Below are 19736 nucleotides of genomic sequence, written 5' to 3'. Positions count from 1 at the left end.
GCCCCTACTACAACAATGCTTTCAGGACGAAGCAACTGGGTTGTTATCATATCATACTCTTGTTTTCGTTTAACTTAGGTACAAATATATTCTTTCTTATGAGAAAAAAGAAAGAAAAAGAGGAGAAATCTATGAAGAAATATAGGATAAATGAGGAAAAGACTAAGAAGTCATGTGAATTATGCTGACTTATTGATTAATTAAAGAATTACCCTGATGCAAATTGATAATTAATCAACTTTAATCAGAATCATACAATCTCTTTGGCAAGTTGGGTAGTTGCCACGTTAGCCGTGTATATCACCCGGGGATGAAATAATTTCTTTTTGTTTTTGTCTTCCAGAACCGACTGGAAGGGTTTGTACAATACTGGCATAATTGTAATAGTTTTTTGTGTTGATAAATTAGTTTAGTTTTGTCCTCAAGCTTAATAACACTGCAAATATATGGACTTTATCCAAACCGACCCAATCATTTTTTCAAAGTGCGTTCATAAATTAATTAATCATTCCAGAAGGTATTGTAGCCCATTATTCGATAGTTACAGGTCGCAAGTTCTTCCTGCATCAAAGCTTTCCTTTTTCAAAATTCTCTCCTCCTTCATCCCCTCCTTGAGGAGGGTTAGGGAGGTGGTTTATTTTGTTTTTGTTTGTTTTACTTTGTTTTGTGTACTCAATGTTACAATTTTGAGCTATATTGTTACAGAATCGGCATTTCATGCAACAGCATACGCAGTTTTGTTAACAGTATTTCGTTTTTTGACTACCGAATCCAAAGTGCATCAACTTCCGTGTTCTTGTTATGAAAAATATGGAAACATCGCCGGCAAGTTGGATGTATAGATGTTGGAAACAGCCTATATAGTTGCTGAAGATTGGATATATAGATGCTGGGAATAGCCCATATAGTTGCTGGAAATAAGGCATATAGTTGCTGGAAGTAGGACATATAGATGCTGGAAACAGCCTATATAACTGCTACAAATCGGGCAATAACTTCTCATGGCTATCCAGCAAGTTTTTCTCGCATCCGGCTAGCATTTGAGAACGCACAGTAATGTAAACTTTCACTACAAAAAAGCATTAATTCACATTGATTTCTTTTTACCTGTTTTTTATTTCGAACGCTTCTATTTCATTCCGCGACCATTTCGTAATGAAATAATCTGTGTTAATCCGTGTAATCTGTGGTGAAAAATCAATATCTTTGCACATTGCAAAACTGAGAGCAACAAAATTTGCAAAGCTGAAAACAATAAAATCACACTATACAATGGAAAAGAAATTCAAAAGAACCACCGTCACATCGGCACTGCCGTATGCGAACGGGCCTGTCCACATCGGTCACCTGGCCGGTGTATATGTACCGGCAGATATCTATGTGCGTTATCTGCGCCTGAAGAAAGAAGATGTATTATTCATCGGCGGTTCCGACGAACACGGAGTGCCCATTACTATCCGTGCGAAAAAAGAGGGAATCACTCCGCAGGATGTAGTAGACCGCTACCATACGCTGATAAAGGAATCATTCAAGGAGTTCGGCATCTCATTCGACGTATATAGCCGCACCACTTCACCGACACATCACCAACTGGCTTCGGATTTCTTCAAGACATTATATGACAAGGGAGAATTTATCGAAAAGACTTCCGAGCAATATTACGACGAAGAAGCAAAAACATTCCTTGCCGACCGTTATATCACCGGCGAATGTCCGCACTGCCACTCTGAAGGTGCCTATGGCGACCAATGCGAGAAATGCGGAACTTCGCTCTCGCCGACAGACCTTATCAACCCGAAAAGCGCCATCAGCGGCAGCAAACCGGTGATGAAAGAAACCAAGCACTGGTATCTCCCTCTCGACAAACACGAAGGCTGGCTGCGCAAATGGATTCTCGAAGACCACAAGGAATGGCGCCCGAACGTGTACGGCCAATGCAAGAGCTGGCTCGACATGGGACTGCAACCGCGTGCCGTAAGCCGTGACCTCGACTGGGGTATCCCCGTTCCCGTAGAAGGAGCGGAAGGAAAGGTGCTTTACGTATGGTTCGACGCCCCCATCGGATACATCTCCAACACCAAAGAACTTCTTCCCGATAGCTGGGAAACATGGTGGAAAGATCCCGAAACCCGCTTGATACACTTTATCGGAAAAGACAATATCGTGTTCCATTGCATCGTGTTCCCCGCTATGCTGAAAGCGGAAGGCAGCTATATCCTGCCGGACAATGTACCGAGCAACGAATTCCTGAACCTGGAAGGAGACAAAATCTCCACCTCACGCAACTGGGCAGTATGGCTGCACGAATACCTGGTCGATTTCCCGGGCAAGCAAGACGTACTCCGCTACGTACTGACCGCCAACGCACCGGAAACAAAAGACAACGACTTCACCTGGAAAGACTTCCAGGCTCGCAACAATAACGAACTGGTGGCCGTATACGGTAACTTCGTGAACCGCGCAATGGTATTGACCCAAAAATACTTCGACGGAAAAGTTCCCGCACAGGGCGAGTTGACCGACTATGACAAAGAAACACTGAAAGAATTTGCCGACGTAAAAGCGGAAGTGGAAAAGCTGCTTGACGTATTCAAATTCCGTGACGCACAGAAAGAAGCAATGAACCTGGCACGCATCGGTAATAAATACCTTGCCGACACCGAACCGTGGAAGCTGGCAAAAACAGACATGGAACGTGTAGGGACTATCCTGAACATCTCCTTGCAACTGGTTGCCAATCTTGCCATTGCCTTCGACCCGTTCCTGCCGTTCAGTTCGGAGAGACTCCGCAAGATGCTGAACATGGATACCTTCGATTGGTCCGAACTGGGAAGAGACAACCTGCTTCCGGTAGGCCACCAGTTGAACAAGCCGGAACTGCTGTTCGAGAAAATCGAAGACGCCACCATCGAAGCGCAGGTACAAAAGCTGCTCGATACGAAGAAAGCGAACGAAGAAGCCAACTACAAAGCCAACCCGATTCGCCCGAACATCGAATTCGATGATTTCACGAAACTGGATATCCGCGTAGGTACTATCCTCGAATGTCAGAAAGTGCCGAAGGCAGACAAACTGCTGCAATTCAAGATTGATGACGGACTGGAAACACGTACCATCGTATCGGGCATTGCCAAGCATTACCAACCGGAAGAACTGGTAGGCAAACAGGTCTGCTTCATCGCCAACCTTGCTCCGCGCAAGCTGAAAGGCATCGTCAGCGAAGGCATGATTCTGAGTGCCGAGAATAACGACGGCAGCCTGGCAGTCATCATGCCGGGACGTGAAGTGAAGCCGGGCAGTGAAGTAAAATAACAGAGTGAAGTAAAATAATAGAATAATGTGTTCTGCAGAATTTGCAGAACCTTATTCTTTTTCCGATGACCGAACAAGTAACCGAACAAGCGGCTGAACAAGTGAACTAGTAACCGAACAAGTAACATCTTTAATAAAGTTAGTGTTTGGCAAAGAATATCATTTTAACAGTTAAAGGAAAGACTATGATATGAGTGAAAATCAGTCACTAAAAGAGAAAACAGCCAAAGGATTATTCTGGGGCGGATTCAGCAACGGTATACAGCAGTTGCTGAATCTGCTTTTCGGAATATTCCTCGCACGGTTACTCACCCCGGCAGATTATGGAATGGTGGGAATGCTGGCAATCTTCTCCCTCATAGCCAGTTCGATACAGGAAAGCGGTTTCACGGCAGCTCTTGTCAACAAAAAAGAGGTGACACACAATGACTATAATGCCGTATTCTGGTTTAATGCCGCAATCAGTTTGTCACTGTATCTGCTGTTATTTTTATGCGCACCGTTCATTGCCGATTTTTACAACACTCCCGAATTGACGCCACTGGCACGTTATTCTTTTATAGGATTTTTCATTGCCAGCCTGGGCATATCCCATAGCGCCTATCTCCTGCGCAACCTGATGGTCAAGCAGCGGGCTTTATCGTCGGTCATCGGACTTATCGTCTCAGGAATCACCGGGATCACGCTGGCTTACTTTGGCTTTTCTTACTGGGGCATTGCCACGCAAAGCATAGTTTACGTATCTGTCAATACCGCCTGTTACTGGCATTTCACCCGTTGGCGGCCGACGCTCCAGATCAATTTCGCGCCCATCAAAGAGATGTTCGGATTCAGTGGGAAGCTATTGATAACCAACGTATTCAATCACATCAACAACAACTTGTTTTCGGTGATATTGGGGAAGTTCTACACAGAACAGGAAGTGGGATACTATAACCAAGCCAATAAATGGTGCGGCATGGGACAACTCTTTATATCGGGCATGATAAACGGAGTGGCACAACCGGTACTCACTAAAGTTTCGGACGACCCTGAACGGCAAAAGCGGATATTCCGCAAAATGCTGCGTTTCACCGCCTTTGTAGCATTCCCTGCCATGCTGGGACTGGGGATTATCTCAGAAGAACTGATTATCATTACCATCACCGACAAATGGTATTCCAGTGTATCTATCATGCAAATTCTGTGTATCAGCGGAGCCTTTGCCCCCATCGCATACCTCTATCAGCAGCTTATTATCAGCAAAGGAAAATCCCGTGTCTACATGTGGAACACCATATCCCTCGGCATTCTTTTACTCTCAAGCGTTCTTCTGGTTCATTCCCATGGGATATATGCCATGCTTGCCGTTTACGTCTCCATCAATATCCTGTGGATACTGACATGGCACTACTTCGTACAGCAGACTATCGGACTGAAACTGCGCCACGCCTTGGCAGATATACTTCCTTATGCCATCATAGCAGCCGCCGTCATGGCAATCACCTACAATCTCACCTATTCCATCGAGAACATTTATATCCGCCTGGCAAGTAAGATAATACTGGCAGCAACGCTCTATGTAGCAGCCATGTGGGCGAGCCGTTCCGTCACCTTCAAGGAGAGTATAGCCTATTTCATCAAAAAGAAAAGCCATGAACACGAATGATCTTGCTACCCAATACCGTCTGCTGAACAGTTCTTTCAAGAAGACAATGATTTATCATATAGGCATAGATGCCGGATTCTTTACCGAATATACCTATATGATTCATGCCATGCTCTACTGCCTGCAACACAAAATTCAGTTCAAACTCTATTCCGACGACGCCAACTTCGGGTGGGAAAAAGGCTGGGAAGATTGTTTCGTCCCTTTCTGCGAACAGGTGCACGAATCGTTTCACCATACATACAACACCCATCGTCTTCCTTCGTGGAAAGCACTGATGAAAGACAAGAAACTGCCCAGGACAAAACTTCTGAAATGGAAACTAAAGGTTACTTTAAAGAACCTTATCGGAAAAATTCTTGCTTTTCTTGTATATAGCAAACCGGTATTGCTCAATTTCCAACTGAAATTCAATCCTGCCCAGCATTTCCATATCCCCGAACTGGGAATAGACGGTGACTACCTCCACGCATTCCAGAAGCTGACGGAAATCACCTGGAAGTTCAACACGGCAACCGCACAGGAATGTCGCCAATTGGCGGACAGCCTGCAACTCCCGCAAGCATACGCAGGATGCCAGATACGCGGCGGAGACAAAATAACCGAAACCAACCTGTTGCCGCCGGAACATTACATACAGCTTATCAAAGAAAAGACAACGGCACGCGATGTATTTGTGCTGACCGATGATTACCGGCTTTTTCAGCAAGTGCAGACTCTTGTTCCGGAAATACACTGGTACACCCTGTGCAGCCCCGACGAGCAAGGATACGTCAACAGTTCCTTCACACAGACCGCCAAAGAGCTGAAACAAAAGCAGATGACACGTTTCCTTTCTTCCATACAGATATTGATGAACGCTTCCGTCTTCATAGGAAGCATCACCGCCGGCCCGAGTCTGTTCCTGTTAAAGAAATTCTATCCGAGCATCAGTCCGGCAGACTGCTCGCTCAAGGATTTCCCATATGCATCCACCCTCCCCATTCCGGGACGCGGACAGGTGGCAACGGAGTATATCCGCCGGCATTAAACAAAATTTCAACAGAGTCTTACCTCTTAAAGCCAATTAATTACTACTTTTGCATCATATCATAATAGTAGCCCATACAAAAAAATGAAAAGGAACATAGCTATCATACTAGCAGGCGGAGTAGGCAGCCGATTGGGTCTGTCGACACCTAAACAATTCTTCAAGGTGGCGGGGAAAATGGTAGTGGAACATACTATCGACGCATTCGAGAGCAATCCGCATATAGACGAAATAGCCATTGTCTCCAACCCTTTCTACATCTCCGACATCGAATCCATCATCATCAAGAACGGGTGGAAGAAAGTAAAGAAAATACTGAAGGGGGGAGAAGAAAGATACCACTCCAGCCTGTCGGCAATCAATGCTTACGAGGGAGAAGACGTCAACCTGATCTTCCACGATGCCGTACGCCCTTTGGTCAGCCAACGGATTATCAACGACGTGATTGAAGCATTGAAAACTTACAAAGCCATCGACGTGGCAATGCCTGCCACGGATACCATCATCGAGACAGAAGGAGACTTCATCCGGAGCATCCCCGACCGCAGCAAGCTGAAACGCGGCCAGACCCCACAAGCGTTTGATATAGAAAGCATCCGCCGCGCATACGAGATTGCCCTGAAAGACCCGCATTTCAGAGTGACCGACGACTGCGGAGTGGTAGTGAAATATATGCCCGAAGAACCCGTCTATGTCGTCATGGGAGAAGAAAGCAACATGAAGCTTACCTACAAGGAAGACACCTACCTGTTGGACAAGTTTTTCCAGCTACGCAAAAGCGAACTGAGCAATCTTCCCCGCGAAGAATCGCAGCTCAATAATAAAGTGGCGGTTATCTTTGGCGGAAGCTATGGCATCGGAGCTGATATTGCCCGTATCTTACAGGAAAAAGGGGCACAGGTATTCTGTTTCTCCCGCAATCTGAACGGAACGGATGTAGGATGCAAAGAGCAGGTAGCCGATGCGCTCAAAAGCGTATACCGGCAAGCGCAACGGATAGACTACATTATCAACACCGCCGGCATACTGAATAAAGAGCCGTTGGTCAGCAGTGACTATCAGACTATCAGCAATGCGGTGAACACCAATTATATGGGGACAATCAACGTAGCGCTCGAAGCCTATCCTTATCTGAAAGAAAGCAAGGGGAAACTGATATTCTTCACTTCCAGCTCTTATACACGGGGCAGGGCTTTCTACAGCATCTATTCGTCCACAAAAGCTGCGATTGTAAACTTCGTGCAAGCCATCGCGCAGGAGTGGGAATCGTTCGGTATCAGCGTCAACTGCATCAACCCCGAACGAACCAAAACCCCGATGCGCGTCCACAACTTCGGCATCGAACCGGAAGACAGCCTGCTCTCTTCCGAGACAGTGGCAATGGCTACCGTACAGTCGCTGCTCACAGAATTTACCGGTCAGGTGATTGATATTAAAAGAAACGAGTTATGAGCAATCCATATTTATCCGCCTACGTAGCGCAGAACCTGCGCACCTGCCAGTTGAAGCAGCTCTCTATCCTCGAAGAGGTGGACCGCATCTGCCGGAAGCACGGCATAGACTATTGGTTGGACGGCGGCACACTCCTCGGAGCTGTACGCCACGGCGGATTTATCCCCTGGGACGATGACATTGACCTGGGAATGCGCCTGCCCGACCTGCAGAGGTTCATCAAGGTAGCTCCCGCCGAGCTGTCCGAGTCTTTATTCCTGCAAACCCCGGAAAGCGACCCGCTGAACAAAGAGCCTATCATCAAGATACGCGACCTGAACTCGCTCTATATAGAAGCCGGAGATACATTCGACGTCAGTTACGAGAAAGGGCTTTTCCTCGATATTTTTCCGTTTATCCCTTATCCGAGCGTGCCCCGGCCCTGGGTGAAAAAACTGTGCAAAGGCATATCCACCAGTTATTCCATCCTGCATGCACGGCATTATTACAGCTTGCGCTCCTTTGCCGAATTTTTCTACTTTGGCGCCAAGAACATAATATACAGAAGCATCTGGGGCATCTTATGCTTATTCTACAAGAAAGATACCTACCTGTCCAACGTGCTGATAAACAATGGTTACGGCATTATGCACCGCAATGATTCCGTATTCCCCCTTTCGGAAATCACTTTCGAAGGGAAAACATTCATGGCTCCGGCCGATCCGGATGCCTATCTGAAAGATTTATATAAAAACTATATGGACATCCCGCCCAAGGAAAAGCAGATGGTCCATGCCATTTATATTCACCCGGAACTAATAAAGAAGTCATGAAACCCGCTCTCGTAGATGTCTCAGTACTGATTCTGTTCTTCAACCGCCCGCAACAGTTGTCGCAAGTGTTCGAGCAAGTAAAGAAAGCACGTCCGTCCCGGCTGTTTCTCTATCAGGACGGAGCGAGGAACGAACGCGACCTGCCGGGAATAGAGGCTTGCCGTGAAATCGTGTCGCAGATAGACTGGGAGTGCGAGGTGGAACGCCTTTATCAGGAAAAGAATTTCGGCTGTGACCCTTCGGAATACATCTCACAGAAATGGGCTTTCTCGAAAGTCGAGAAGTGTATTGTGCTTGAAGACGACGATGTGCCGTCCGTCTCCTTCTTCCGGTTCTGCAAGGAGATGCTGGACAAATACGAACACGACACCCGCATCAGCATGATTGCCGGATTCAACCCCGAAGAAATCACCAAGGATATGCCTTATGATTATTTCTTCGCCACTACTTTCTCTATCTGGGGATGGGCGAGTTGGAGACGCGTAGTCGACCAATGGGACGAGTTCTACAGTTTCCTGGACGACTCTTTCAACATGAGGCAGCTTGAGCAGCTTATCAAGGAACGTAAATTCCGAAGCGACTTCATCTATATGTGCCAGCGTCATCGTGAGCATCAAAAGGCTTATTATGAAACAATCTTCCATGCTTCCATTCTATTCGGTTCGGGACTGAGCATCGTGCCCGCCCGCAATATGATTAACAATCTGGGAGCAACGGCAGATTCCACCCACTTTGCGGGTTCGGTCCATACATTGCCTAAAGGCTACCGGCGTATCTTCACGATGAAACGTTACGAAGTGGATTTTCCACTGAAGTATCCCCGTTATGTCATTGAGAATGTAGCATACAAGGAAAGCGTCTACCGCATCATGGGGTGGGATCACCCGTGGATTAAGATAGGACGTTCGTTCGAGGAACTGTTCCTCAACCTGAGATACGGTAATTTTTCTATCATCACGAAAGCTGTAAAAAACCGAATAAACAAATGGCTGAAAAGAAACAAGCATCACTAAATAATCCGCTTACCATCTATTTTTACCATACCCGCCTCACACGCGAAAGCTACGAGGAATGGAAAGAATATAAGTTCCCCGGACACATCTTATACGGACTCCCTCTGTTGGAAAAGTACGGGATACGTTCCGTGATGCACAGATACAAATTCTTCCCAAGCCGTCTGAAGCTCATGCTTTACACTGCCGGAGAGATTCTGTTCTGTAAAGAAAAATACGATGTACTTTACGCCACTTCTTTCCGGGGGATAGAGCCCGTCATCTTTCTTCGTGCCCTGGGACTTTATCGCAAGCCTATCGTTATCTGGCATCATACGGCTGTTGTAGCCAATCCCAAACCTTGGCGCGAACAGATTTCGCGTCTCTTTTACAAAGGTATAGACAAGATGTTCCTGTTCAGTCGGAAGCTGATTCAGGATTCACTGAAAACCCGGAAAGCTCCGCCCCACAAGCTAAAGCTCATACATTGGGGACCGGATTTGCCTTTCTACGACCACCTGCTTGCAGAAATGCACGGCCGGCAGCGCGAAGGGTTTATCTCTACCGGCAAAGAGAACCGGGATGTGGACACGCTTCTACAAGCATTCTCTTCGACAAAAGAGGAACTGGATTTATACATTGCCGTCTCATGCGGAACTATCAATTACCAAAATATCATCAATCGGTATTCATTGCCCGATTCCATTCATGTCCATTATACGGACGGAGTAATTCCCTACGAACTGGGGAAACTCGTGGCACGCAAAAGCTGTATTGTGATTTGCTGTCTGGACTTTCCCTACACGGTAGGATTGACCACGCTTGTGGAAGCATTCGCCCTCGGTATTCCCGTGATTTGTTCGCGCAATCCCAACTTTGAGATAGACATCGATAAAGAAGGAATAGGAATCACCGTAGAATACAACGACGTACAAGGCTGGACAGATGCCATCCGCTATATTGCCGACCATCCCGAAGAAGCACGCCGCATGGGAGAGAAGGCCCGCAAACTGGCGGAAGAACGCTTTAACCTCGAAATCTTTTCACGCGAAATAGCAGAAAGCTTACAGGAAATATCAAACATTTCCTCTAAAAGACGTACATTTGCATAAACTTTTATGCTCATGAGAGTCCTGATTATAAATACATCCGAACGAATCGGCGGTGCAGCCATCGCGGCAAGCCGGCTGATGGAATCACTGAAAAACAACGGTATCAAGGCCAAAATGCTGGTTCGCGACAAGCAGACCGACCAGATCAGCGTTGTCAGCCTGAAACGTAACTGGTTGCAAGTGTGGAAATTCATGTGGGAGCGCATCGTTATCTGGAGTGCCAACCGCTTCCGGCGTTACCATTTGTTTGACGTGGATATTGCCAATACGGGAACGGACATCACATCGCTTCCTGAATTTCGGCAGGCCGACGTTATACACCTGCACTGGATCAATCAAGGAATGCTCTCACTGAACGACATACGGAAGATACTGGCATCCGGCAAACCTGTAGTCTGGACGATGCATGATATGTGGCCATGTACGGGTATCTGCCATTATGCACGGGAATGTACGAATTATCAGCAGGAATGCCACAACTGTCCCTATATCTATAAAGGCGGTGGGCGGAAAGACCTGTCCTATCGCACGTTCCGCAAGAAACAAAAGCTATACAGTCAGGCTCCCATCCACTTCGTCACTTGCAGCCGCTGGCTGAAAGAGCAGGCGAAGACCAGTGCCTTATTTGAAGGGAAAAGCGTCACGAATATTCCGAACGCCATCAATACCAACCTGTTCAAGCCGCAGGACAAACAGAAAGCACGGGCTAAGTTCATGCTACCGGAAGACAAGCAACTGATTCTGTTCGGCTCGCTGAAGATTACCGACAAACGCAAAGGGGTGGATTATCTTATCGAAGCCTGCAAACTGCTGGCAGAGAAGCACCCCGAATGGAAAGATTCGCTGGGAGTCGTCGTATTCGGCAACCAGTCGCAGCAGTTACAGGAGATGCTGCCTTTCCGTGTCTATCCGCTTCCTTATATCAAGAACGAGCACGAGGTGGTAGATATCTACAATGCCGTAGACCTCTTTGCCATCCCGTCTCTGGAAGAGAATCTCCCCAATATGATTATGGAAGCAATGGCTTGCGGAGTGCCCTGTGTAGGATTCAACGTAGGCGGTATTCCCGAAATGATAGACCATCTGCACAACGGTTACGTAGCACAATATAAATCTTCGGAAGATTTTGCCAACGGCATACACTGGATATTGACAGAACCGGAATATAAGGAACTCTCCGCACAAGCCTGCCGCAAGGTACTGGGAAATTACTCGGAAAGTATCATCGCCAAGAAATATACAGATGTCTACAACAAAATAACGGGAAAATATGCATAGCATCCACCCTACTCCCAAGTTCTCGATTATCACGGTGACATACAACGCTGAGAAGGTATTGGAAGACACCATCCAAAGTGTCATCTCGCAGACGTATCATCACGTGGAATATATCATCGTGGACGGAGCTTCCAAGGATGGAACTTTAGCTATCATCGACCGCTACCGCCCGCGGATACACACCGTAGTGAGCGAACCGGACAAAGGACTGTATGATGCCATGAACAAAGGAATCGCTCTTGCCAGCGGCGATTATCTCTGTTTCCTGAATGCAGGCGACTGTTTTCACGAAGATGACACCTTACAGCAAATGGCACATAGCATCAACGGTTACGAACTGCCCGACGTTCTTTACGGAGAAACAGCCATCGTAGACAAAGACAGGCACTTCCTGCGTATGCGCAGGCTTTCCGCCCCTGAAACGCTAACCTGGAAAAGTTTCAAAGAAGGAATGTTGGTCTGCCATCAGGCGTTCTTCGCCCGCCACACCCTGGTAGAGCCGTATGACCTGAAATACCGCTTTTCCGCCGATTTCGACTGGTGTATCCGTATCATGAAAAAAGCACGCACACTCCATAATACACATTTAACGATTATCGACTATCTGGACGAAGGAATGACCACCCGAAACCGGAAGGCATCCCTCAAAGAAAGATTTCGTATCATGGCGAGACACTACGGGCTGATTGGCACCATAGCGCGCCATGCATGGTTTGTCCTGCGGTTAGTGACGCGACACTGATTATGACCTATTAAGAAACTAGTGAATCTGAAAATCTTCCGGCATATAGAGCATCACCTGATCCAATACCACTCCTTCATCCAACGCCCTAATCACCAGACGGTGGGGATTCTTTCCGGAGACCGGAAACACCATTTTACGGATAGCCTGATTACGCAATACATTCTCCTTCCATTCCTCACTGCGTCCTTTCGTTTCGTAAGAAACCACTCTAGGTTCTGCACCGTCCAAAGATACCGAGAAGCGCAATTGCTCTCCGTGCACAGGGTGATTGGGTAACAAACGGACGTCTACTACTACCGAATCCGCTGCCCATTTGCCGAAATAAAAAGTCAGTGCATCACCCATGTTGATACCTGCCGCTCTGCCTTCATAACCCAAACCTTCATAAGTTACAGGGGTTGTTACCATCTTCCCGTTCTGTTTATTCTTGCCGTCCAGCCCGTTCCACTTATAGACAGCGGTACGCTCTTTCATCATCGGCAAAGTAGCAGTTTTCCTCTCCACCCGGTTAAATACAGGCAGCTTGCGGGGTTTGAAATCCATCATACGGTTCCATTTACCATCTTCCAAAGCATTATACTGTTGTGTCAATGCAGCAATGCTGTCATAAGCAAGGTCACTCTGCCCCCAATCCGCCTTTCCATGACGTGCCAACTGAGCGTACAATAGCTTCCGGTTCATCTGCACAGCAGCCTGTACCGGATATTTCACCAACTCGAAATAGGCGCTTTGCCTGTCGGCCGGAACCTTTGAAGCTGCCCGCTCCACCGTTTCCGACAAATCACCATAAGCCCGCAAACGCGCATTTATCTCTTTCTCACTCCAAGGCAAATCTTTAACAACACGATAGGCGGGATCTTTTTCCTCTTCTCTCGTATTTCCCATAAATTCCGGTTTGCGGATATGAGCCAAACGATAATGTTCCTGCATTACAGGCAATACAGCCTTTGCACATGAAGCTCCGAACTCCCGTTCCAGCCAATGTTTCAGATGAGAGGTCACTCCTTCTGAGGCTACCGCATCCAGATTCCAGGCCATATCCATAAACAGCTCTATCTGATATTCGGCAGGCTTGATATCCCCGACGTTCAATATCCACATCTTCTGTATGCCCTGATCATAGGCGAGTTTCATCTGCTGATAAATCAATGAAGGACTCATTGTACTCAACCAAAGATGGTCATGCGGACGTCCCCAATAGGATACATGATAGTAAACGCCATTCCCCCCTTTGCGCACACGTTCCTCGGCAGTAGGAAAATGGCGGATATAGCCGTAATTATCATCACACCACATCAATGTTACGTCATCGGGAACCTGCAATCCGGCATGATAAATATCGAGTACTTCTTTATAAGGGATAAAGACCTGTGGAACCTTAGTCATATCCTTATTGACGTATTTCCCAATCAATCCACGTTGGTCTACAAACACACGGTCTATCACCGCTTTCTGTTCTTCCACCGTCTTGGCTCCCTGCATCTTGCCATCATGTACTCCGCGCATTCCCAGCGTATAGAGTATCTCCTGATCTGCAACCTCCTTCACACGGTCTTCCCAGAATTTATAAACTGCGGCACTGTTGTTTACATAATCATATGCTCCCTCGCCTCTCCGCTTCCACTCACCGGCAGCATTACAGGCCATCGGTTCGCAATGCGAAGCACCTATGAATATTCCATATTTCTTTGCCGCTTCCCGATTACCTTTGGTCAAAAAGAACGGAAGTGTACATTCGTGCATAGCCGGCCAATAAGTATTGGCACGCAGGCGCAGCAGCAGTTCGAAAATACGCTCATTCGTCCGCGGCCCGATTTCGCCTTTCACATCTGAAGGTTCATAAGTCCGGTTGCTCCATGGCATCAAGCCCCAGTCTTCGTCATTGATAAAAATTCCGCGATACTCTACCGAAGGCGACTGGACACTTCGGAACTTCCGTGAAAGTTTGAAAAAGTCCTTCTTTTCCGGAGTTACGTCCGCCCACCATTCCCAAGGGGAGACACCTAGCAAACGGGAAATTTCGAGTATTCCGTAGGCTGTGCCATGTTTATCGCTACCGGCTACCACCAGTTTTCCTTCCGGAGACACAGTCAACAGAAAAGCCTGTTGTTTTCCTTTCAAGACAGAAACATCCACCCCTGTTTGTTGAAGAAGCTCGCTCCGCCCGATCGTCCCTACGACAATCATTCCGGTACTTTCGCTCGCTTGGGTAGTGGACGACAATACAGTCCGAATATCACAGGTCAGCATATCCAAGGCAGTATGGACTACTTGTTCTTCGGAATTACTACAAGCGACCGTAACCGTCTGCCTAGCGTTTAATACAAAGTCTTTTTGCTTGCTATGAGCAGATAAAGTGACAATCAGAAAACTAAATAAAGAAAACAGGAGTTTATGTCTCATAAGTCATATTTTTATAAAGTACAAAAATAGAGCTTTGGAAAGCAATCCCCTATAGAAAAGAGTACAATCTCATAGATTTTTGTGCAAGATACTTTTAAAAGGCTACCGGCAATGCAAGGAATTGGTACATTAATGTACGTGCCATACGTTCCTGTCCTTTCGTGTTAGGGTGCAGACGGTCATACCCCGCATCATAAAAGTAAATCAACTGTTCTTCCACCATCGGGTTCAATCCTGTCACCGCATTAAAGTCTATCACAGGCACTCCCCATACATTTCCAGCTTCCTTAACCGCTTGTACATAAGCATCCACATATTCACCACAACTATTCTGATAGTTTTCATCCGGCTGCACATTCGTTTCTCCAAAATCCGCCAACGAGCGATGCAACGGAGTCAACAGCACAATCTGCTTATCCGGGAAAAGCTGTTTCAACCGTTTCATTCCGATATTGATGCGTCCCTTATACGTATTTCCATCCATTACAGGGGTGCGTTTCTTGCGTGTTTCCATCTTCTTAGTCTCACCACGAGCCGCCATCACCTGTTCTTCCGTTTCCGTAAACCATTCTCCGATAGGGACACCCGCATTAAAATCATTCGTCCCCATGAAAACAATGATTGCATCCACTTCCCCACCATGTTCTTTCTTCAACTGTTCTGCCTGACGGGGCACGTCATTCCATTGCCTGCCGCTTATGCCATATACATAAGGAGTAATCCCCAACCATTCCTGCAGGAAATCCCAGTATTTCTTAATCTTGTTACCATAGCAATTCGGGTCTGTAATAGAATCCCCTATATACCCTACTCTTTTACCCTGCCACGGATGCTGGATACTTCTGTTATTATTTTCATTGGAGTTTACGACTTTAGAAGATTGATTCTGTCCGTACAGAAAACAAGAACAGAACAATAGGACTGTACATGTAAGTAATAATTTGCTTTTCATTGGTATTCTATATTAAATGAGACATTTGTATTCAATGTTCGGCAAATGTAGCTCAAAAAAAATATAGTTTCAAACAATTTTATTACATATCCTGCTCAAAGACGAGCAAATATCCATTTCATCATAGCTCGTACTAGAATAGAAAAACAAAATCATTTCTCATATTCTCATAGAGAGCTGCATTTACCTGATAACTAATGGAATAAACAATGAGAATAAAATTATTTACATGTATTTCTCATGGTTTTATCAAGAAAACGTGCTTAAAACAATGTATTTCTCATACTATTATCGACATTTCTCATACATTAAAAAATAGTATTCTCGTTGTCTAATCATCAACACTTAATGAATTGTAGCAAAACTACCGTTCATTTTCACCATAACTAACCGATAACCAAAGATTATACTACTGTAATCAATAGATTTTCAATAAGACATCCCTATCGTTGCACTCCAGTGAACAGATTCGTGCACTAAAGTGCACAAGTCTATCCACTCTAGTGCGCAGGTCTGTTCACTGGAGTGGAATAATACAGATGAAGGCAGGAAAACACAATAATGTCTGTTGTGAAAGATATGTTATCTACCGACTCAACATACAAACTACGGTCATATTGAGCTATACATATTAGTATCCTGAAACAAGGACAAGCATAATATACACCATGAGAAATGCGAAACAAAGTATGAGAAATACCTTCTTTAAAGGCATTTTAGAGCTATAAACTATGAGAAATGCATGTAAACATTTTAATTCTCATAGTCTATACCTCTAATTATCAACCAAATAGCGTTCTCCATGAGAATATGAGAAATGATTTTGTTTTTTTCGCATAGAGGACGGTGACTGTCATGTCATTATGATTTTTTATTTTATGATATTTACGTCGCGCCAACAGCATCTTTAAAAGCCTCCTCCTTGCCAAATCATAAAATATAAATAGTGTTTTTCACAGTATCTTCATTATTACAATTGTTTTGCCTGCATCATCAGACGGATATATCCTTTCTCCGCCTGCTCCTTCAGCGCAATCCCGATGCGGGTATAAGCCGGAGAATTCACTTCGATAGTTTCAGAAGTAAATGCGACTTTGCCGGACGCTTCGATATTGACAATCATCTGTTCGGTGCCGCTAGTGAGCAAAAGACGTGTATCGTCCAGAACTTTCCAGTCGGCTTGTGTCGTTATGGCTGTTTCGAACCGGATAGGCGCATTGGCTGTAAATTCATCACTGACGGTAAAACTGCCTTCACCTTGGCGGTCATAGACGAAAGTACGGATCAACTTATCCAGATTGGGGGTAGAATAAGCCGATGTATAGTCAATACTAAAAGAGTCTTTTTCCTTTGTATATTCTTTCCTGAGTATAATAGCTTTCGCTTTGGCACCGGCAGACTGTGTTTTCCCATCTACCACGGGAACCGGGTGTCCGAAAGACCCTTTAATTTTATATTTCGCAGGAGCTTCCGCACTGAAATAATCACCGGGATAAGAGAAAGGACCTCCCTGGTCGCCCGCCATCGTACTCCCTCTCAAAGCGACAGCATAAGAACCGATATCATTATGGTTATGATTTTCAGCATTATCACCACCCTTGACCGAGACAGCCATCGGACACGAACTACCCTCGGCAGGACGCGCCACCAAGATTCCTGCCTTCTCGTAATAAGCACGCAAAGAATCAGAACCTTCCTGCAACGCCTGACGGATGCCGTCCGTCATTTCCATTTTCCACACCTGATGGGGGAATAGTTCAATAAGATAAAGAGAGAAATTACTGCCTGAAGGAAGAATGTATTTCTCTTCCGGCGAGGTAATGCCAAGCGCACGGTCGCAATAATCAAGGATGAACTTATCAGGAGAAAGGCCAATACGGCAATCGGAATAAGCAGGACATACACCCTCGTTCATCTGTATTTTCCTGCCATACTGGGCAATACGCACAAATTTAGGCTCACGGAAGAAGTCTATCTTACCTTGTGTGGCACGGCATACTTCCTCACGCAACAAGATGTAAGCACGGAAACCATAATTATAGTAACCGACACCTTCACTGCAATAGCCGTCGTCGGCATATCCTTTCATACCATACACATTATATTTTTCGGCTGCGGCAACAAAATAAGCACGTTCTTCCTTATCTGCCAACAAAGTAAGGGCGGCACCCGTGACACCAGCCAGACAAACCGAGTTCCAGTTATTTGTAACCGTGAACCACCAGAAAGGTTTTGTCTCTTCCAGGCAACGATATACGGGACGAAAAACTTTTTCGCGGAAAGCGCACTGCACACGGGCCTTTACTTCCGGCGACAGACGGTCGTCGAGCATAGCGACACACTGCGCTATTCCGTTGCCGGCCGTAGCGACCACCAAATCGACATAATAATCTGTCCCATGATAATTATTCAGATTGCGGTCGTGAGCCGGAATCGACCAGGAGTTCTGGTTGCAGAGAGCAACCAGTGCCTTTTCGATAGCGGGAATGTAACGTCTTTTATTTTCAAGACATTCAGCCAATGTCAGCCGGAACAGATAATGATAGCGGGCATTCATCATATTTTCGCCCGGCAGGCGGACATTGGTTTTGTTCAGATGCAGATATAATGAGTCAACAAAAGGGGGCATACCCTTTTTCAATAATGCGGGGGCTTCCTCTGTCAACAGCTTTTCCGCTTTGCCACTCTCTTTTACTTTATTCCAGAAAGTACGGTCTTTATAAGAAACGCCCATTCCTTTCGGTTTATCGGGCAGCATAGCAGCAATTTCACGGATACGGCTTTGAGAGATATTCGTATTCCGTTTCGGGGCATCCTGTGCCATACGGTAGATTTCTGTCCCTGCCAGCAGGAAAGCTCCCGGCCCATAGACTTCTGTCATATCGGGAGTCACCTTCTTGGGGTCGGCACCGATAGGCTGCACATAACCCAGTTTCCCGTCTTCTCCCACAGCCGACACCAATGCTTGCCAGCCTTTCTCCACCACAGGCAGAAATTCTTCTTTTGGCAGGAGCCCTTCGTTTATTCCATAAGCCAGCGCATACACGAAGAAGCCGCTGCAACTCGTCTCGGGCGACGGATAAGAAGCCGGATCGAGCAGGCTTGCATGCCAAAAACCGTCCTTACCCTGCAAAGGAGCAATGCGACGGCATAACTTCAGGAACAAGTCCTGATAAAACGGACGATATTTGCTCTTGGCAGGAAGTTCGCGCAACATCTCTACAAGTCCTCCGAGTACCCAGCCATTGCCACGCCCCCAGAATACTTTCGCGCCATTGGCTTCCTTCATCGTAAAGTAGCGGTGGTCACGGTAGAAAAGATTATCTTCCTTATCGAACAGATAATTGTAAGTAGCCTTATATTCCTTATCCATGAAACGGATGAACTTCTTGTCGCCCGTGATATTGTAAAGTTTCATGTAAACGGGAGGTGCCATGAACAGTGCGTCACACCAAGTCCAGTGTTCCAGCGTGGTTGCATCGCCGTAGTTCAGTTCGAACGAACCGGAAGGAGGATTGGCAATCACCCATTCGGCACGTGCCTGCGTCGGGATGAGCATACTTTTCTTCTTATACTTTTCGTACATATACAGATACATCTGCGAGATACAGATATCGTCCGCATGATACATCCGTTGGTCTACCTGCCAGTAGTTACGGTTTCCCAGCCGCAACAACCATTTATAATACGAATCATCTTTGTCTGTTTGTTCGGCTATCGCAGCCCAGTGGACAAGTCCCAGGTGAAAAGTGGCATTCACCCAGTTGAGGTCACCGTAAATAGCCTTGTTGTAATGAGCAATCTGCCAGTCGGCCACCCGCCGCATCGACTGCTTCACTTCTGTTTTAACAAATGTCTGCGCAACTGTAGTACACAAATAGCCCATGCATAGGGCAAGGGTTAAAAGTAATTTCTTCATAATACTATAATTTTATTTAAGACAAAGATACCGGGCTTTATGGACTTAATAGAGTCATATTTTCCGTTTAAGCTGCTCTTA

General features: G+C 46.1%; 12 protein-coding genes and 1 pseudogene. 9 read left to right on the top strand and 4 right to left on the bottom strand.

The window, feature by feature from the left end:
• Nucleotides 1-256 precede the first annotated feature (256 nt).
• Nucleotides 257-376 (bottom strand): annotated as a pseudogene (locus RDN93_RS12950) (DNA-binding protein); the annotation flags it as partial.
• An 836-nt stretch (nucleotides 377-1212) separates the two neighbouring features.
• Here RDN93_RS12950 and metG point away from each other — a divergent pair.
• The 9 genes from metG to RDN93_RS12905 all read left to right on the top strand — a co-directional run bounded on the left by metG (nucleotide 1213) and on the right by RDN93_RS12905 (nucleotide 12378).
• The gene (gene metG, locus RDN93_RS12945) at nucleotides 1213-3312 is read left to right on the top strand and encodes a methionine--tRNA ligase (RefSeq protein WP_374047413.1); all 2100 of its coding nucleotides are present in this window, start codon (nucleotides 1213-1215) and stop codon (nucleotides 3310-3312) included.
• A gap of 190 nt (nucleotides 3313-3502) precedes the next feature.
• Nucleotides 3503-4960 (top strand): lipopolysaccharide biosynthesis protein, encoded by a 1458-nt coding sequence (locus RDN93_RS12940; RefSeq protein WP_308745924.1) that lies wholly within the window; start codon nucleotides 3503-3505, stop codon nucleotides 4958-4960.
• On the top strand, nucleotides 4947-5990 hold the full coding sequence (locus RDN93_RS12935) for a hypothetical protein (RefSeq protein WP_308745923.1): 1044 nt from the start codon (nucleotides 4947-4949) through the stop codon (nucleotides 5988-5990). Before RDN93_RS12940 ends, RDN93_RS12935 begins: the two co-directional genes overlap by 14 nt.
• An 84-nt stretch (nucleotides 5991-6074) precedes the next feature.
• Nucleotides 6075-7442 carry a bifunctional cytidylyltransferase/SDR family oxidoreductase gene (locus RDN93_RS12930; RefSeq protein ID WP_308745922.1) on the top strand — a complete coding sequence of 456 codons (1368 nt, stop codon included), beginning with the start codon at nucleotides 6075-6077 and terminating at the stop codon, nucleotides 7440-7442.
• Complete coding sequence (locus tag RDN93_RS12925) at nucleotides 7439-8254, top strand: LicD family protein (protein ID WP_308745921.1); 816 nt, start codon at nucleotides 7439-7441, stop codon at nucleotides 8252-8254. Before RDN93_RS12930 ends, RDN93_RS12925 begins: the two co-directional genes overlap by 4 nt.
• Nucleotides 8251-9267: a hemolysin activation protein gene (locus RDN93_RS12920; protein WP_308745920.1), complete on the top strand. Its 1017-nt coding sequence runs from the start codon at nucleotides 8251-8253 to the stop codon at nucleotides 9265-9267. Before RDN93_RS12925 ends, RDN93_RS12920 begins: the two co-directional genes overlap by 4 nt.
• Nucleotides 9240-10358 carry a glycosyltransferase family 4 protein gene (locus RDN93_RS12915; RefSeq protein WP_308745919.1) on the top strand — a complete coding sequence of 373 codons (1119 nt, stop codon included), beginning with the start codon at nucleotides 9240-9242 and terminating at the stop codon, nucleotides 10356-10358. The genes RDN93_RS12920 and RDN93_RS12915 overlap by 28 nt, the downstream gene beginning before the upstream one ends.
• A 12-nt stretch (nucleotides 10359-10370) precedes the next feature.
• Complete coding sequence (locus RDN93_RS12910) at nucleotides 10371-11636, top strand: glycosyltransferase family 4 protein (RefSeq protein ID WP_308745918.1); 1266 nt, start codon at nucleotides 10371-10373, stop codon at nucleotides 11634-11636.
• Nucleotides 11629-12378 (top strand): glycosyltransferase family 2 protein, encoded by a 750-nt coding sequence (locus RDN93_RS12905; RefSeq protein WP_308745917.1) that lies wholly within the window; start codon nucleotides 11629-11631, stop codon nucleotides 12376-12378. The genes RDN93_RS12910 and RDN93_RS12905 overlap by 8 nt, the downstream gene beginning before the upstream one ends.
• Before the next feature lie 18 nt (nucleotides 12379-12396).
• Here RDN93_RS12905 and RDN93_RS12900 read toward each other — a convergent pair whose 3' ends face one another.
• The 3 genes from RDN93_RS12900 to RDN93_RS12890 all read right to left on the bottom strand — a co-directional run bounded on the left by RDN93_RS12900 (nucleotide 12397) and on the right by RDN93_RS12890 (nucleotide 19655).
• Nucleotides 12397-14784: a glycosyl hydrolase 115 family protein gene (locus tag RDN93_RS12900; RefSeq protein ID WP_308745916.1), complete on the bottom strand. Its 2388-nt coding sequence runs from the start codon at nucleotides 14782-14784 to the stop codon at nucleotides 12397-12399.
• A gap of 94 nt (nucleotides 14785-14878) precedes the next feature.
• Entirely contained in the window at nucleotides 14879-15736 is an 858-nt protein-coding gene (locus tag RDN93_RS12895) for an SGNH/GDSL hydrolase family protein (RefSeq protein ID WP_308745915.1), read from the bottom strand.
• A gap of 970 nt (nucleotides 15737-16706) precedes the next feature.
• A complete protein-coding gene (locus tag RDN93_RS12890) occupies nucleotides 16707-19655 on the bottom strand; it encodes a glycoside hydrolase family 88 protein (RefSeq protein ID WP_308745914.1) in 2949 nt (982 codons plus the stop codon).
• Between the last annotated feature and the right edge of the window lie 81 nt (nucleotides 19656-19736).

It is taken from the genome of uncultured Bacteroides sp. (assembly GCF_902491285.1).
GTDB lineage: Bacteria > Bacteroidota > Bacteroidia > Bacteroidales > Bacteroidaceae > Bacteroides.
The sequence above is the reverse complement of the archived record's forward strand: the minus strand, read 5'-3'. Positions and strand labels throughout refer to the sequence as shown.

Coding starts and splice junctions, on each gene's coding strand:
- RDN93_RS12940 (WP_308745924.1), top strand. CDS start 3,503: ATGAGTGAAAATCAGTCACTAAAAGAGAAAACAGCCAAAGGATTATTC.
- RDN93_RS12935 (WP_308745923.1), top strand. CDS start 4,947: ATGAACACGAATGATCTTGCTACCCAATACCGTCTGCTGAACAGTTCT.
- RDN93_RS12930 (WP_308745922.1), top strand. CDS start 6,075: ATGAAAAGGAACATAGCTATCATACTAGCAGGCGGAGTAGGCAGCCGA.
- RDN93_RS12925 (WP_308745921.1), top strand. CDS start 7,439: ATGAGCAATCCATATTTATCCGCCTACGTAGCGCAGAACCTGCGCACC.
- RDN93_RS12920 (WP_308745920.1), top strand. CDS start 8,251: ATGAAACCCGCTCTCGTAGATGTCTCAGTACTGATTCTGTTCTTCAAC.
- RDN93_RS12915 (WP_308745919.1), top strand. CDS start 9,240: ATGGCTGAAAAGAAACAAGCATCACTAAATAATCCGCTTACCATCTAT.
- RDN93_RS12910 (WP_308745918.1), top strand. CDS start 10,371: ATGAGAGTCCTGATTATAAATACATCCGAACGAATCGGCGGTGCAGCC.
- RDN93_RS12905 (WP_308745917.1), top strand. CDS start 11,629: ATGCATAGCATCCACCCTACTCCCAAGTTCTCGATTATCACGGTGACA.
- RDN93_RS12900 (WP_308745916.1), bottom strand. CDS start 14,784: ATGAGACATAAACTCCTGTTTTCTTTATTTAGTTTTCTGATTGTCACT.
- RDN93_RS12895 (WP_308745915.1), bottom strand. CDS start 15,736: ATGAAAAGCAAATTATTACTTACATGTACAGTCCTATTGTTCTGTTCT.
- RDN93_RS12890 (WP_308745914.1), bottom strand. CDS start 19,655: ATGAAGAAATTACTTTTAACCCTTGCCCTATGCATGGGCTATTTGTGT.